Source organism: Protofrankia sp. BMG5.30 (assembly GCF_001983005.1).
In the GTDB taxonomy this organism is placed as follows: domain Bacteria; phylum Actinomycetota; class Actinomycetes; order Frankiales; family Frankiaceae; genus Protofrankia; species Protofrankia coriariae.
Genome location: NZ_MOME01000032.1, coordinates 16,890 through 31,065 on the forward strand (window position 1 = coordinate 16,890; position 14,176 = coordinate 31,065).

Here is a 14,176-nt window from a genome sequence, read left to right on the forward strand (position 1 = left end):
CGACCACAGGACGGTGTCGTATGGGTAGAAGAGTTCTTGTGCTGGACGCCGACGGCGAGTTGCGCGGCCAGTTCGAGGACGCGAACTCCGCATACATGTGGAGCCGGGTCCGGACACAGGAGCCGCCGTCCGCGGAGGATTTGGAAGTCTGGCGCCAGCGCAGCGCCTGCCGGGACGAGGACCCGGAGCTGTTCTTCCCCGTCGGTACCACCGGGCCGGCCCTGCGGCAGCTGGAGGAGGCCAAGGCCGTCTGCCGCCGCTGTCTGGTGATCCGGGAATGCCTCAACTGGGCGCTTGGCACCGGGCAGGAGGCGGGGGTGTGGGGCGGCCTGGACGAGGACGAGCGCCGTGCGCTGCGCCGCCAGCTGGTCAACCCGCCGGCACCACGGATGCCACGGTGAGCACGCCAACGTTGCAGCGCATCACAGCCCCGGTACCGATGGCCGCCGCGATGGCCGACTGGCAGCACACCGCGGCCCGACTATGGATAGCCGCACGTGAATATGCCGAGGCTGTGACCTCGGAAAGCGATGTTATGACGTCGCTCGCCCGGTTGATCGCCGATGGCGCGCCGGACGAGGAGATCGACCAGGCCCGTGCCCTGCTCACGCATCTGAGGGCCGTGCGGGCTGCCGTCGGCCGGCGGCTGGGTCTGACCGAACTGTCGGATGAGCTGGCTCGGGTCGGCCGGGAACTGCTGTCCGCCGTCCCGTCGGCGCGGGAGTGCGCGATCCCACGGCCCCGGCAGGGCGCGGCCTGATGATCCGACTCGCAGGGGCGGCGACAATGATCGTCGACCGTCCTCGAGCAGCGGGCCGCAGCCCGCGAGGAACGGTCCGCCGCGGTCCCGACGTGTCGGGACGCCCACGCCGTGGGAACGTCGGCGGATTTACCGGAAATGCGGAAACCGTTACCACGACGAAATATTCACTGCTCGTTCGGGCCGGTTACGGTTCCCCTTCCGGGGCCAGTGCGAATCCGACCGGGAATCGTTACGACACAACACCACGTGGATCCCCGCGCCACACGTCGGCCACCTCGGTCGCGAACCGGTGGCGAACGGCGGGCGCTCGCCGGACGCCGGTTGTTCCCGGCCGCACCGGGTCCGGCCCGCATGGCCGGTAACCACGTGGTGAAAAAGCTCCCYGGACGGCCGTCGACAGTAGTCGTGGCCCCTGGGTGAGACCCCGGCGCGGGTCATCTGGCGCTCCCCTCCGCGGATGGATGGCCCGCGCCGGCCGGTGAAGTCGACCAGCTCACCAGATCGGATACCACTGTTTTCTCGCTCCGCCCGTGACCCCGGAGGAGAACATGGCGGGGTGGTGATCCGATTCCTTCGGAGCGCCCGCGGGCAGGATGTCACGAAATGACACTCCTGCCCGTGGGCGCTCCTCATCCTGCGTTGCGGGATTCTTGCCGCCGCCACGAGTGGCCGCCCGAGTGTAAACGACGCGACAGGTAATCTAACCTACTTGCGCACGAGTGACRCGAGTGAAGGGAGCCGGCTGTGACGAACTGGCACGTGCGGTCCTACGACACCAACGATCACACTGCGACGGTCCATTTGCTTGAGGAGGTCAGAGCTGACGCGGAAGGACCATCCTTTGACCTGACCGACACGGTTCTCGCGCTGCGGGAGGGCACCCCCGCGGTTGTCGCCGTCACACCTGACCAGTTCGTGGGCGTCGCGGTCGCGAAATACGAGCGCGGACACGCCCAGGTGATTGCGCTGGCAATTTCGCCGRCCTGGCGCTACCGGGGAATCGGATCCGCCCTCCTACAGGCGCTGGAGAACCAGTTGCTGCATGCCGGACACCGTCGCATCACGACGCTGCTCGCGCCGGGACAGTTCGGTGAACTTGCCTTCCGCAACCGGGGATTCGCCAGGACCGGGCTCACGCTCTACGAGAAGTACGAACCGCTGCGGCCGGTGGACGTCACGACCGTGGAACGCTGGGGCGGCACCCTGCTCACCGCGGCCGAATGGCACGGGCTGGCCGGTATGGCCGACGGCAAGAGGCTGGTGGAACAACGCCTGTTGCTGCCCATCAAGGAAAACGAACTGGCCGAGACGTACGGGCTCGTCACCCCGACGGCCATGCTCCTGTTCGGGCCACCGGGCACCGGTAAGACGTCGTTCGCCCGGGCGGTGGCGGCCCGTCTGGAGTGGCCGTTCGTGGAGCTGCTGCCGTCCCGACTGGTCGCGGCGGGCGACGGCAACCTCGCCGCCGAACTGCGCACGGCCATCACCGAGCTCATGCAGGTCGAGCGGGTGGTGGTCTTCATCGACGAGGTCGACGAGATCGCCCAGGCCAGGGACGCCGTYGGGCCGGAGAGCCAGTCCGTGGTCAACGAGCTGCTGAAGGCGATCCCCCAGTTCCGCAGCACCCCGGGGCGTCTGCTGATCTGCGCAACGAACTCGATCGCGGCGCTCGATCCGGCCTTCGTCCGCCCGGGTCGTTTCGATCTCATTCTCCCGGTCGGACCGCCGGACGCGCCCGGGCGCCGCCTGCTGCTAGACCGCTTCCTCGAACGGATCGACAACAAGCAGGTCGACACCGAACCGGTGGTCGCGGCGACGGAGCTGTTCACGCCGGCCGACCTCGCCGCCATGGTCCAGCGGGCGGTGGCGGCGGCCTTCCTCCGCGCGGTCGACAAGGGGGAGCGGCTGCCGGTGACCACCGACGACCTGCTCGCCGCGGCCCGCTCGTCACGGCCCACCATCAGCGCGGAGGAGCTCGAGCGCTTCCGCGCCGACGCGAAGATCTTTACTCGTAGCTGAAGCAGCGTCTGCCTCCACACCGTGTTCCCCCCTCCCCACGGACGTTCTGTCTGAGCTTCCAGAGCTGCTGAGCGCGCGAGAGAAATCATGATCGCGTGCTCGGTGGTCGACTACTGTCGATCTTTCTTTGAGGCCGTCTCCGGCGACAGACGTAGGTGCGTTCACCCYGCTGGTCGTCCGGCCGTCGGCCCTATGCGGATCGGGAAACTGCGACGATCCGCGGGGTGGCGGCCGGCGCCAGTCCGGGCCCGTTGCCGGTGGCGGGCGGGTATCGGCCGTCTGTCGGGTTCACATCATTCGTCTGCATTGCCACCGATGGTGCACAGTTGATGTTCCCGTGTCTACTGCGATCCAGCAGTGTTGTGTTGGGCATGTCTTGTTGACGACTGCAAACTGTAGCGCGAGCGTCGATGATCGCCCGTACGTGGCCKGATCATGGTGGTGTCGTCGCTCGTCCGGCGGCGGGTGACGGGGTGCGATCCTGCCCGCATCCCTGCCGCGTGGCGCGGCCCGCTCGTGGTCGTATCGTGGTGATCGGCGTTTCCTTGTTCGTTGGTTGTGGTCATGATGGGGACAGTGCGGACAGTGCGGACAGACGGAAACGCGGTCGCGACGACCGACAGCGRCCCGCTGGGCCTGTTGGGCCTGCTGGTCGTGCTGGTCGTCGCCGACATCGTCGTCCCGTGGAGCAACCTGACCGGCTTCTACGGGCTGGTGCCGCTGCTCGCCTCGGCCACCGGAGCGCCGGTCGTCACCGTGATCGTGGGGCTGGTAGCGGTGGCCGCGAGCGTGGTGTCAGGAGCCTGGGAGGACTTCGGTAGCGGGCAGTACGTCGCAGCCTGTGTCCTGGTCGCCATCCAGGCCGGCGTCGCCGGCTACGTCGCGGTGACGCGGCTGCGCAGGGAGAAGGAGCTGGGACGTGCCCTCGCCGTGGCCGACGTGGCCCAGCGGGCGCTGCTGCCAGCCGTCCCCAGGGCTGTCGACGGGATCGCGTTCGCCGCTCGCTACCTTTCCGCGGCGGCCGAGACCCTGGTCGGAGGTGACCTGTACGAGGTGGTGACGACACCCACCGGCACCCGAATGATCATCGGGGACGTGAAGGGCAAGGGGCTGCCGGCGGTCCGGCTGACCACGGTCGTCCTCGGCGCCTTCCGGGAGGCCGCCGTCATCTACCCCGAGATCGAACGGGTCGCCGAGGCCTGCGCCAGGGCGGTCTCTCGGGAGGCGGGGCCCGAGGATTTCGTCACCGCCCTGATCGTCGATGTCCATCCGGACGGGATGCTGCGAATGATCTCGGCTGGGCACCCGCCGCCCGTGCTCCTGTCCGGGGACTCCGCCAGCCCGATACAGATCATCGACCCCAGCCCCCCGCTCGGTATCGCCGAGCAGTTCACGGCGACCACCGGCCGGTGGGATCCCGGTGACCGGTTGCTGCTGTTCACCGACGGCCTGATCGAGGCGCGTAACAGCGAGCGGGCCTTCTTCCGCCTGGACGACCACCTTGCCGCGCTCACAGCCGTCACTCTCGACGCCGCGCTGGACGGGCTCGTCTCCCACGTGCACGGTCACGTCGGTGGCAACCTGCACGACGACCTCGCCCTGCTCATCGCCGAGCGTCTGCCCGCGCTGACCGCCCGGCCGGTCGAACGTGTCGGGACCCCGCACGACCGGACCGCCGGACTGGTGTAAGCGGGTAACTGACGTAGGTGAGCGGGTACGGGCGGGCGTGCCCCGCGGTGACGGCGGCTGCGGAACCCGGCGGTCCAGGTCATCCGCTGGCACGCCTTTTGTCTTTTTTGTCACTTCCTGTTTCGTGCGTCGTTAGTCATCTCACTCCTGTCCCGTGTGGGCACCGTCGCCGAGGCGGCCTGGCTGTGGGCGGGCGCTGACCGCGACCTGCCGCCGGGCTGCCGACGGTTGCCGGCAGCCCGGCGGCAGCCGTCGGCAGTTGGCCCGGGTACCGTTCCCACGTGTATCCGTCCGGTAAAGAGCGGGTTTCATCCGCCGTCCGTTGTTACGTGGTTTGTGGTCTCCCGTATCGGCATCGGGAGTTCGGCCGGTACGCTTCGAGGTGAGTGGGCGAGAAAGGAGATTTGACAATCGTGGTGCGTCTCACTCGAGAATATCTGCTTTGTGTCGGAAATTCGGCTGGCGTACCGGCTGCTTTGTCGGCCGGTCGGCCGCCGGCAAACCAGCCGGTACGCGGGGGCTTGGTCCCGGGGCTGCCGGGGACGTGTTACCGGTCGCCGAGGGTGTGTTACTGATGGACGATGTCCCGGATGCTTCGGTCAGAGTGCTGGGGCCCTGTCGGATCGCGTCGCCGCTGGCACCGCTGATCGACGACAAGCGGACGACCCAGCACTACGTCGACGAGGACGATCGCGTACTGCTCGACGACACGCTGTCGATGGTTACTCAGCGCAACGTTTCGCTGGACAGTCTGCCCGGCTTCGAGCCGGCAGGGCCGCGACGGAAGATTTTTTTCGACCCGTCGAAGACCCGGGTCGGAATCGTGACCTGCGGGGGCCTCTGCCCCGGCCTCAACGACGTCATCCGAGGCCTGGTACTGGAGCTGACGTCCCACTACGGCGTCACCCGGATCTTCGGTTTCCGCAACGGTTACCAGGGGTTCATCGCCCGGTACGCCCACAGCGTGCTGGACCTGACCCCCGAGCTCGTCAGCACCATCAACGAGAACGGAGGAACGATCCTCGGCACGTCCCGAGGCCAGCAGGACCCGGAGGAGATCGTCGACTGCCTGGAGCGGATGAGCATCACCATCCTGTTCGTGGTCGGCGGCGACGGCTCGCTGCGCGGCGCGCTTGAAATCGGCCGGGTCGCCCGTGAACGCGGAGACAAGATTGCCGTTGTCGGCGTGCCGAAGACGATTGACAACGACGTGCCGTACATCGACCAGAGTTTTGGCTTCCAGACCGCCTTCTCGAAGGCGTCCGAATCGATCCGGGCGGCGCACGTCGAGGCGATGTCGTCGCCCAACGGTATCGGGGTCGTCAAACTCATGGGCCGACACTCGGGTTTTCTGGCATGTTACGCGTCCCTGGCGAACAGCGACGCGGACGTCGTGCTCGTCCCCGAGGTGCCCTTCACCTTCGATGGCGGGGGCGGTCTCCTGCGCTTCCTGCACAGGCGCGTCGAGGAACGGGGGCACGCGGTCGTCGTCGTGGCGGAAGGCGCCGGCCAGGACCTCCTCGCCCGGGAGGATGCCGGCACGCCCCAGGGCAGCGACGCCTCGGGCAACGTGAAGCTGCGGGACGTGGGCAAGCTCCTCACCCAGCGGATCACGGACCACTTCACCGCCGTGAACATGGAGGTCAACCTCAAGTACATCGACCCGAGCTATGTGATCCGCAGCGTGCCGGCCAACCCCTATGACAGCGTGTACTRCATCCGGCTTTCGCACGCCGCGGTGCACGCGGCGATGTCCGGCCGCACCGAAGTGATCGTCGGACGGTGGCGCCGCCGGTTCGTGCACGTCCCGATCACGATGGCCATCAGCCACCRCAGCCAGGTCGATCCGGCCGGTGACCTCTGGCTGTCGGTTCTGGAGGCGACCGGCCAGCCGGTTCAGTTCCGCTGATCCACGGCGACCGGCCCGTCCGAAGATGACTCCGGGCGGGAACGGTCCGAGAAGATGACGCCGGGCGAGAGCTCCAGGTACCCGGTCGCCCGGACGGCCAGGAAACCGGGCCTCCGGCAGCGCGAGGATCCGCGAGGAGCACCGTCGCGCTGCCCGCGGCCCGGACAGGCGGCCAGGGAGGCGTGCGGGTGCGCCGTGATCGCGATGACGGTGATCCGTCATCGCGAGGGTCGACCGGCGTAAAATCGGTCCGTGCCTGCGTACCAGTACCGTTGCCGTGCGTGCGACACCAGTTTCGAGGTGCGACGCGGCATCAGCGAACCGGCCGCCGTCAACAATCCGTGCCCGGACGGTCATATCGACACCACCCGGGTGTTCACCGCCGTCGCCGTCAGCCGTGGGGGGTCGGCGTCGGYCTCGCCTGTGCCCGTTCCGTCAGGCGGCGGCGCCTGCTGTGGCGGCGCCTGCTGCGGTTGACCATCGGATGGTACCAGGAGAGATTCCGTTGTGTATGTGATGTGAAATTATTGCCGTAACTCCGACGTCTGCCTCTTGATCGGATTTTTCCGTCTTCCTTGATGAGCGGAACTTGTTTAGTCTTACTAAGCAAGTTTTCGATGCGAAGCATCGTCGACGTTCGAGGAGGGGCGCCAGGTGCGGGACGCGGATCATGCAGAGCCGGACGCGGCGGACGATCGCGACGCGGCGCGACCGTCCGCTGTGGTTGACGAATCCGCCGCACCGGGCCGGCACTACAAGTGGATTGCGCTGTCCAACACCACGTTGGRCATCCTCATGGCCACGATCAACTCCTCGATCGTCCTGATCGCTCTGCCGGACATCTTCCGCGGAATCAACATCAACCCGCTGGAGCCGGGTAACACCAGCTATCTGCTGTGGATGATGTTGGGCTTCCTGATCGTCACAGCCGTCCTGGTCGTGACCTTCGGGCGTCTTGGGGACATGTACGGACGCGTCCGCATGTACAACATGGGTTTCGCGATTTTCTCCGTTTCCTCCGTTCTGCTGGCCCTCACCTGGATGGATGGCAGTGCGGCGGCCCTGTGGCTCATCGGCTGGCGGATCGTGCAGGGTGTGGGCGGGGCGTTCATCTTCGCCAACTCCACCGCGATCCTCACCGACGCCTTCCCCGTCCAACAGCGTGGGCTGGCGCTGGGCATCAACGTGGTGTCCGGTATCGCCGGCACGTTCATCGGGCTCCTGCTCGGCGGTGTGCTCGCCCCCGTCAACTGGCACTACGTCTTCCTGGTGTCGGTGCCGTTCGGCGTGTTCGGGACCTTCTGGGCCTACGCCAAACTCCGGGACAACGKGGTGCGGCAACGCACCTCGATGGACTGGTGGGGAAACGCGACGTTCGCCAGCGGGCTGATCATACTGCTGGTCGGGATCACCTACGGCATCCAGCCCTACAGCGGGCACACGATGGGCTGGACCAACCCCTGGGTGCTCAGYGCGATGATCGGTGGCCTGGCGATCCTGGTCGCCTTCGCGATCATCGAGTCGAAGATCAGAGAACCCCTGTTCGACGTGCGACTGTTCCGCATCCGCTCGTTCACCGCCGGCAACATCGCCTCCCTGCTGGCATCGCTTGGACGCGGTGGGCTGCAGTTCGTGCTCATCATCTGGCTCCAGGGGATCTGGCTGCCGCAGCACGGCTACAGCTTTACCGAGACGCCGCTGTGGGCGGGTATCTACATGATCCCGTTGACGATCGGGTTCCTGCTGGCCGCGCCGGTGGCGGGGGCGCTCTCCGACCGGTTCGGCGCCCGTATCTTCACGGTCGGTGGCCTTGTCATCGTCATCGCCAGTTTCGTGCTGTTCATGGTCATACCGGTGAACTTCTCCTACCTGCCGTTCGCGCTGATTCTGTTCATCAACGGCATCGGTACCGGCCTGTTCTCCTCGCCGAACCGTGCCGACGTCATGAACGGGCTGCCGRCGAACAAGCGAGGGGTCGGCGCCGGTATGACGGCGACCTTCCAGAACTCCGCCATCGTGCTGTCCATCGGTCTGGTCTTCACCCTCATCGTCGCCGGGCTCTCCCGTACCCTGCCGGCGACCATGTTCAACGGCCTGCTGGCGCAGGGCGTACCGGACGCCACCGCGCGGACGGTGGCCGACCTCCCACCGATCGGCGTCCTGTTCTCGGCATTTCTCGGCTACAACCCGATGGAACAGCTGCTCACACCGCAGACACTGGCGGCGCTGCCGGACGGTGGTGCCCACGTGACCGGACACGCCTTTTTCCCGAATCTGATTTCCGGGCCGTTCGCGGACGGCCTTGCCGCCGTGTTCGTGTTCTCGATCACAACGCTGGTGATCGCCGCGATCGCGTCCTTCGTCGCTGGATCCGGCCAGCCGACGGCACCAGCATCGGGCACCGCGCCGGTGAACGCCGAACCGGTGGGCGTCGAGCCGGTGAGCGTGCGGCGGCGGCGGGGCGGGGAACCGGGAGCGGGCCTGATTTCCGGCCATCGTCTCGGAGAAGCGGAGTCGTCCGGATATACGGGGTGACGGCCCGGGGCCCAGGCCGCGCGATCGACCAGATTCCAGCTGGAACGGCCCAGAGCCCGCTCCAGCGTTTCCGCCGGGCGGCTACCCGATGTTCGTCCCGACCTTCGGGCGGGTCTGCGGGACCGAGTGCTGCCAGTCCGCGAGCAGCGTCCGGATACCGGTGACCAGCAGCAGCGGCTGGTCGAGCATGAGATGGTGTCCGGCGAGCGGGATCTCGATGACCGGCGCGACCCGGCCGAGCAGTTCGTACATCTCGGTGCCGATGTCCGGGGTGATCAGACCGTGTTCGGCCCGGAACAGCGCAACCCGACAACGCACCTCCTTGAGGATCTGCGGGGAGGGCCGGCGGCCGCGGAAGATCCCCGGATCGAACTTCCAGGTCCAGCCTCCCTCGACAGCGCCCATGGACGACCGCGCCACGTGGTTGACGACGTAGGGCAGCATGTTGGGCTGATCGGGCACGGCCCGGAAGCGGGCCAGCGCCTCGGTCACGGTCGGGTAGACCCGCAGCGGTCCGAACGCCGTACGCTCGCGGGCGGCTCTTTCCTCAGGGGTGACGTCGGCGACGGGGGCATCGAGGATAACGATCCCGCTGATCCGTTCCGGGTAGCTGGCAGCGGCCATGATCGACGCCCAGCCGCCCATGCTGTGGCCGATCACGATCGGGTTGCCGGCCAGGTGGGCGTGTTCGGCGACCCCGACTATCTCGGCAGCCCAGTTCTGGAGACTGTAGTCATCGCGGCGCCCACTGTCGCCATGGCCGGACATGTCGATGGCGACGACCCGGTATTCGTTGTCAATCAATGGCGCTATGTGATCCCACCAGCCGGCGTGCGCGGAGCCCCCGTGTACGAGGATGATTCCCGGCCGGTCCGGTTCCCCCCAGCATCGGTAACTGATCCGGCATCCCTCGACCTCCGTTACATACTGTTCGGGCCGCCGCTCGAGTGCGGTCCGGAACCAGCCGGGAGTTTCGATGTTCATGCTCTGTCTGCCATGTCGGTCTGCCGTTCCGGTTATGCGGTGCTGGACGGTGTCGTAATCCAGTCTGACCGGAATCCTGTCATCGGACGGACCAGGACGGTCCCGATGGCAGGAATCGTTGGATGTGCTCACCTGGTGTGACTGGCGGGGCGGCTGGGGCGGAGCTGACCGAAAGCCGGCGCCGATCCGGGATCCGGCCGAGTTCTCCCGGTTTGTGTTCGTCGATATCCGTACGGCACACCGGGGATGCTCTCATGGCTGAATAGCAGCCTTCCTGTGTTGGGTGCTGCATGGTGCTCCCATGCGATATGGGAGCACTGTCGAGCGATATGGTCCCATATTGTGTGGCCCGTCGACACGRGTCGGCCCACATGGCGGGGCAGTGTGTGGTGGCGGGTTCGCCTTACCACCAACGTCAATACCAACGCCAACCGGTACGCTGCGGAGCGCGGCGCCGATAGGACATCGCCGGCTGCCGGCTCCCAGTCGTCGGGCCGATGCGAACCGGTGACGCCCGACCGAGGCTGCCGCTGCTCACTCCCGGCTGGCCGCGACGAATGCCTGGACGGTCCCGGCCGAAAGGAGGCCGAGCGGCTGGCCGTCGTCCTCGACCGTGATGGTCGTCTCGGCCGTTATGCCACGCAGTGACCTGTTGACCGCATCGGTGAGAAAGTCGCGCCAGTCGAGGAAGATCTCAGGCTGGAAGGTGTCGATCATTTCCAGCAGTGGGCGGGCGGGATCGGAAAGCCTGTCGAGATCCCCGACAGTGACGATCGACGATCGAGCAAGATCTTTCTCCAGATGCACGAGACGGGCATACTGGACATTTGCGTCGCGCATTTCCCGAGCTGCCTCGCCGCCGGTCATCGTGTCCCGAAGTTCGATGCAGGGCTCCACCTTGTCAACGAGTTCCACGACACCGGCGAGGCTTCTGACGATCTTGTTCCGTGTCACCTTGTGGCTCCTTCGGACCGCTTCGCAAGCCGGGGATCCGCGGCATCCCGGGCCGGCGGTTCCAGCTTCCGGGCCTTTCTGGCCATTCAGTCCTCTCGGATCTGTCGGGCTTCAAAGATCTTCGTGATCTTCTGGATCTTCCGTGCCTGTCGCCGGGCTGTCGAGCGCCCGGGAAAAATGATCGTGTTGTTTTCGGTCCGTGGGAGATCCGCTGGCGGGTCAGGTTCGGCGCTGTCTCCGAGCGCCCCTTTATGTCCACTGTGTCCATTGATATCCCGATCGGACTCATATCCGTAACGGACGGTTCGCGGCGCTGTCACGGTACTGGGAGGGGACTCGAGACGGGACCAAAGTCCTGGCCGTTCCGGCTCCCCTTATGGGCGCCTTCCCGATAGTCTTGTTGTGCGTCCCGGCAGAGTGGTACATGATCTGCGTTCCCCCCGTACGTCAGATCATGTCTACCCTCTGCCGGGGCCTTTCATGCTGTCCGTGACCTGTCACCGTGCCTGGTCAGACCTGGTCGGCGACCATGCGGCGGGTGTGCCGGGCGCCGCTCGTCCACAGCGGCGATGCCCCTGGACGACCAGGCCCTGCGTCGACCTCACCGGCCTTGCCGGCCTTGCCCGCCCTGTGGACACACCTGGCGGTCGGGTACTTTCCCCGAAGATCGATATTGCTACCTGTTTATGGCGCGGTGACACGAGGTAGTCTCCGGTCGTCGGCGAGCCGTAAAATGCACCCGCCGACTGATCGCAAGACCATGGTTGCGTTGTTGTGATTCTGGCTCGCGGCCGTTGTGGCCGGTTTGTCGGATCGTCCAGGTGACTTGTCCCACTGTGGTCGGACGAGTATCTGTCGGATGGGTATTGGACGGCAATGAGATCTACTATTTAATGGATACGCCAAAACGTAAACCGGGTGCTCGGCGGTCATTCCTGGGCCGGGCGGGCGGCTCTCCGGTGGGTGGCCGTGAAAAGGATCAGGGGAGGATGTCCGAGAGCGGGATGATCCTGACGGCCACCCGGTGGGCGAACCGGTAGCGTCGCTGTCCACCGTGCCCGGACCGGCAGGTGGTGACTTGACAGGACGCGGGACTCTGAAGGGGTGCAGATGCAGGTTCCATCAGCGCGGATCGTCTTCCCGGAAGCCGATCGCGCGGAGATTGCGTCGTCGGTGTCGGGGATCCTGGCCAGTGGGGCGCTGACGCTCGGCGCGTATACGAGGGAGTTCGAGGCCGCGTTTGCCGCGGCCCACGACGCCCCTTTTGGCATTGCGGTCAGTAGCGGCACAGCGGCGCTTGAGATTATTCTCCGGGCGCTGGACGTGGCGGGTTCGGACGTCATTATACCCACGAACACCTTTGCGGCCACCGGTTTCGCCGCCCTGCGGGCCGGCGCGAACCTGGTTTTCGCGGACGTGGACCCCGGCACGTTCGCGCTCAGCGCGGCCACCGTGGCCGACGTGCTTACACCGAGTACCCGGGCGGTCATTCTGGTGCACATAGGCGGTCTGATCACTTCGGATGTCGACGCTATTCGGGCACTGTGTGACGAACGGGGCATTTTTCTGGTCGAGGACGCGGCGCACGCCCACGGAGTGAGCCATGACGGTCGCCCCGCGGGGTCCTTCGGCACGGCCGCGGCGTTCTCGTTCTACCCGACCAAGGTCATAACCAGCGGCGAGGGCGGGATGATACTCACCGCCGACGAACGCGTGCGGGACGAGGCGGTGATATTCCGGGACCAGGGGAAAGCCGGTTTTCTCGGCAACGTTCACATCAAACAGGGCTACGCCTGGCGGCTGAGTGAGCTGCATGCCGTGACCGGGCTGGTACACCTGCGCCGGTTGTCCGAATTCCTCGAGGTCCGCCGCCGGGTCGCCGCCCGGTACGACGCGGGACTCGACCGTATCGACGGGATCGAGCCGGTCCGGGTGCCGGCCGGCGGGTACAGCAACTTCTACAAATATCTGGCTCTGCCGCGTCCGGGCACTGATCGGGCCCGGCTGAAAAAGGAGCTCAAGGAGCGCCACGGCGTGTCGCTGTCGGGTGAGGTGTATGAGGCGCCGCTGCACCAGCAGCCGGCCTTCGCGTCGTATGCCGGCGGCAACCTGCCGGTCGCCGAGGATCTGTGTGCCCGTCACGTGTGTCTTCCGGTCCACTCGGACATGACCGAGGCCGAGGCGGATCACGTGCTTGCGTCGCTCGCGTCCGCTCTCGAGACCCTGGCGGTACAGCCCTGATCATGTGATCATCGCTCGTAACAGTTCTCGGGGCAATTTCATCGGGCGACCMGGCCCGCAACCGACAATTCTGGACTGATGACCATGCGTATAGCCGTCACCGGAGGCTCCGGGTTCATCGGAGCCCACGTAGCGGACCGGCTCGCCGATGCCGGCCATGACGTGATTGCACTCGACCTACAGACACACAGGGCAGATCCACGCGCTGATCACAGGGTGCTCGACGTTCTGGACCTGCCCGCTGTCACCAGCGCGTTCGCCGGCTGTGAGGTGGTTTTCCACCTCGCTGGCATGTCCAATGTCGACCATKCCTTCGCCGACCCGATCCGGACCGTGCGGCTCAACGTCGAGGGCACGGCGAACGTCTGTGAAGCGGCGCGTGTTGCCGGTGTGCGCCGGGTGCTGTTCGCCAGCACCGTCTGGGTCTACGGCGCGGCCGGCGGCGATCCGGACGACCCGCACCCGCTGACCGAGGACGTCGAGTTCGCGCTGGTTCGTGCCGGTCATGTCTACACCTCCACCAAAATTGCGGCGGAGCTGCTGCTCCACAGCTACCAGCAGACCTATGGTGTGGATTTCACGATTCTGCGCTACGGCATTCCCTACGGTCCCGGCATGCGGGACGAACTGGTCCTGGCCCGGTTTCTCCGGAAGKCACTCGACGGGGAACCGCTCACGATCGCCGGCGATGGCCAGCAGTTCCGCAACTATGTGTTCGTCCGTGATCTGGCCGACGCGCACGTACTCGCCCTGGCCGACTCCGCGCGTAATGCGACGATCGCGCTCGAAGGCGATGAACGGGTCAGCGTGCTGGCGATGGCACAGGCGGTCCGCGACCATGTCCCCGGCGTCCGGATCGAGCATGTTCCGGCGCGCCCGGGCGACTTCCGGGGGCGGCCGGTGTCGAACGCGGCGGCCGAAGCGCTGCTGGGCTGGCGTCCCACCACCCGGTTCGCCGACGGGGTCCGGCAGTATGTCGAGTGGTACCTGGCCGATCGGCGGCCCACCCGTGACCAGCTGGCCCCGATACCACCCCGCCAGGCGGCCGACGGGGTCGGCGTCCCGGCGTCGTCCGAGTAAGT

Annotated in this window: 11 protein-coding genes; 9 read left to right on the forward strand and 2 right to left on the reverse strand. The window is 66.6% G+C overall.

The features are described from left to right. The first annotated feature begins 95 nt into the window (after positions 1 to 95). From BL254_RS16945 to BL254_RS16975, 7 genes are all read left to right on the forward strand, one after another. Positions 96 to 401, forward strand: coding sequence for a WhiB family transcriptional regulator (locus BL254_RS16945; RefSeq protein ID WP_047223131.1), 306 nt, complete (start codon positions 96 to 98; stop codon positions 399 to 401). Continuing rightward, on the forward strand, positions 398 to 760 hold the full coding sequence (locus BL254_RS16950; RefSeq protein WP_047223097.1) for a hypothetical protein: 363 nt from the start codon (positions 398 to 400) through the stop codon (positions 758 to 760). The genes BL254_RS16945 and BL254_RS16950 overlap by 4 nt, the downstream gene beginning before the upstream one ends. A 747-nt stretch (positions 761 to 1,507) precedes the next feature. Beyond that, on the forward strand, positions 1,508 to 2,782 hold the full coding sequence (locus BL254_RS16955; RefSeq protein ID WP_076844021.1) for a GNAT family N-acetyltransferase: 1,275 nt from the start codon (positions 1,508 to 1,510) through the stop codon (positions 2,780 to 2,782). Positions 2,783 to 3,367: 585 nt separating this feature from the next. Next, positions 3,368 to 4,471 (forward strand): PP2C family protein-serine/threonine phosphatase, encoded by a 1,104-nt coding sequence (locus BL254_RS16960; protein WP_371390804.1) that lies wholly within the window; start codon positions 3,368 to 3,370, stop codon positions 4,469 to 4,471. Between the two features lie 574 nt (positions 4,472 to 5,045). After that, positions 5,046 to 6,380, forward strand: a complete 1,335-nt coding sequence (locus BL254_RS16965; RefSeq protein WP_076844023.1) for an ATP-dependent 6-phosphofructokinase — start codon at positions 5,046 to 5,048, stop codon at positions 6,378 to 6,380. 252 nt (positions 6,381 to 6,632) lie between these two features. After that, positions 6,633 to 6,857 (forward strand): FmdB family zinc ribbon protein, encoded by a 225-nt coding sequence (locus BL254_RS16970; protein WP_076844025.1) that lies wholly within the window; start codon positions 6,633 to 6,635, stop codon positions 6,855 to 6,857. A gap of 177 nt (positions 6,858 to 7,034) precedes the next feature. Continuing rightward, complete coding sequence (locus BL254_RS16975) at positions 7,035 to 8,915, forward strand: MFS transporter (protein WP_076844027.1); 1,881 nt, start codon at positions 7,035 to 7,037, stop codon at positions 8,913 to 8,915. A gap of 81 nt (positions 8,916 to 8,996) precedes the next feature. On the opposite strand, the gene BL254_RS16980 is transcribed toward BL254_RS16975, so the two are convergent. Both BL254_RS16980 and BL254_RS16985 read right to left on the reverse strand, forming a co-directional pair. Next, positions 8,997 to 9,899 carry an alpha/beta fold hydrolase gene (locus BL254_RS16980; protein ID WP_047223093.1) on the reverse strand — a complete coding sequence of 301 codons (903 nt, stop codon included), beginning with the start codon at positions 9,897 to 9,899 and terminating at the stop codon, positions 8,997 to 8,999. Positions 9,900 to 10,433: 534 nt separating this feature from the next. After that, a complete protein-coding gene (locus tag BL254_RS16985) occupies positions 10,434 to 10,853 on the reverse strand; it encodes a hypothetical protein (protein WP_047223092.1) in 420 nt (139 codons plus the stop codon). A gap of 1,110 nt (positions 10,854 to 11,963) precedes the next feature. Here BL254_RS16985 and BL254_RS16990 point away from each other — a divergent pair. Together BL254_RS16990 and BL254_RS16995 are read left to right on the forward strand one after the other, a co-directional pair. Continuing rightward, on the forward strand, positions 11,964 to 13,094 hold the full coding sequence (locus tag BL254_RS16990) for a DegT/DnrJ/EryC1/StrS aminotransferase family protein (protein ID WP_047223128.1): 1,131 nt from the start codon (positions 11,964 to 11,966) through the stop codon (positions 13,092 to 13,094). A gap of 84 nt (positions 13,095 to 13,178) precedes the next feature. Beyond that, a complete protein-coding gene (locus BL254_RS16995; RefSeq protein ID WP_076844075.1) occupies positions 13,179 to 14,174 on the forward strand; it encodes an NAD(P)-dependent oxidoreductase in 996 nt (331 codons plus the stop codon). Positions 14,175 to 14,176: the final 2 nt, after the last annotated feature.

Coding starts and splice junctions, on each gene's coding strand:
- BL254_RS16945 (WP_047223131.1), top strand. CDS start 96: ATGTGGAGCCGGGTCCGGACACAGGAGCCGCCGTCCGCGGAGGATTTG.
- BL254_RS16980 (WP_047223093.1), bottom strand. CDS start 9,899: ATGAACATCGAAACTCCCGGCTGGTTCCGGACCGCACTCGAGCGGCGG.
- BL254_RS16990 (WP_047223128.1), top strand. CDS start 11,964: ATGCAGGTTCCATCAGCGCGGATCGTCTTCCCGGAAGCCGATCGCGCG.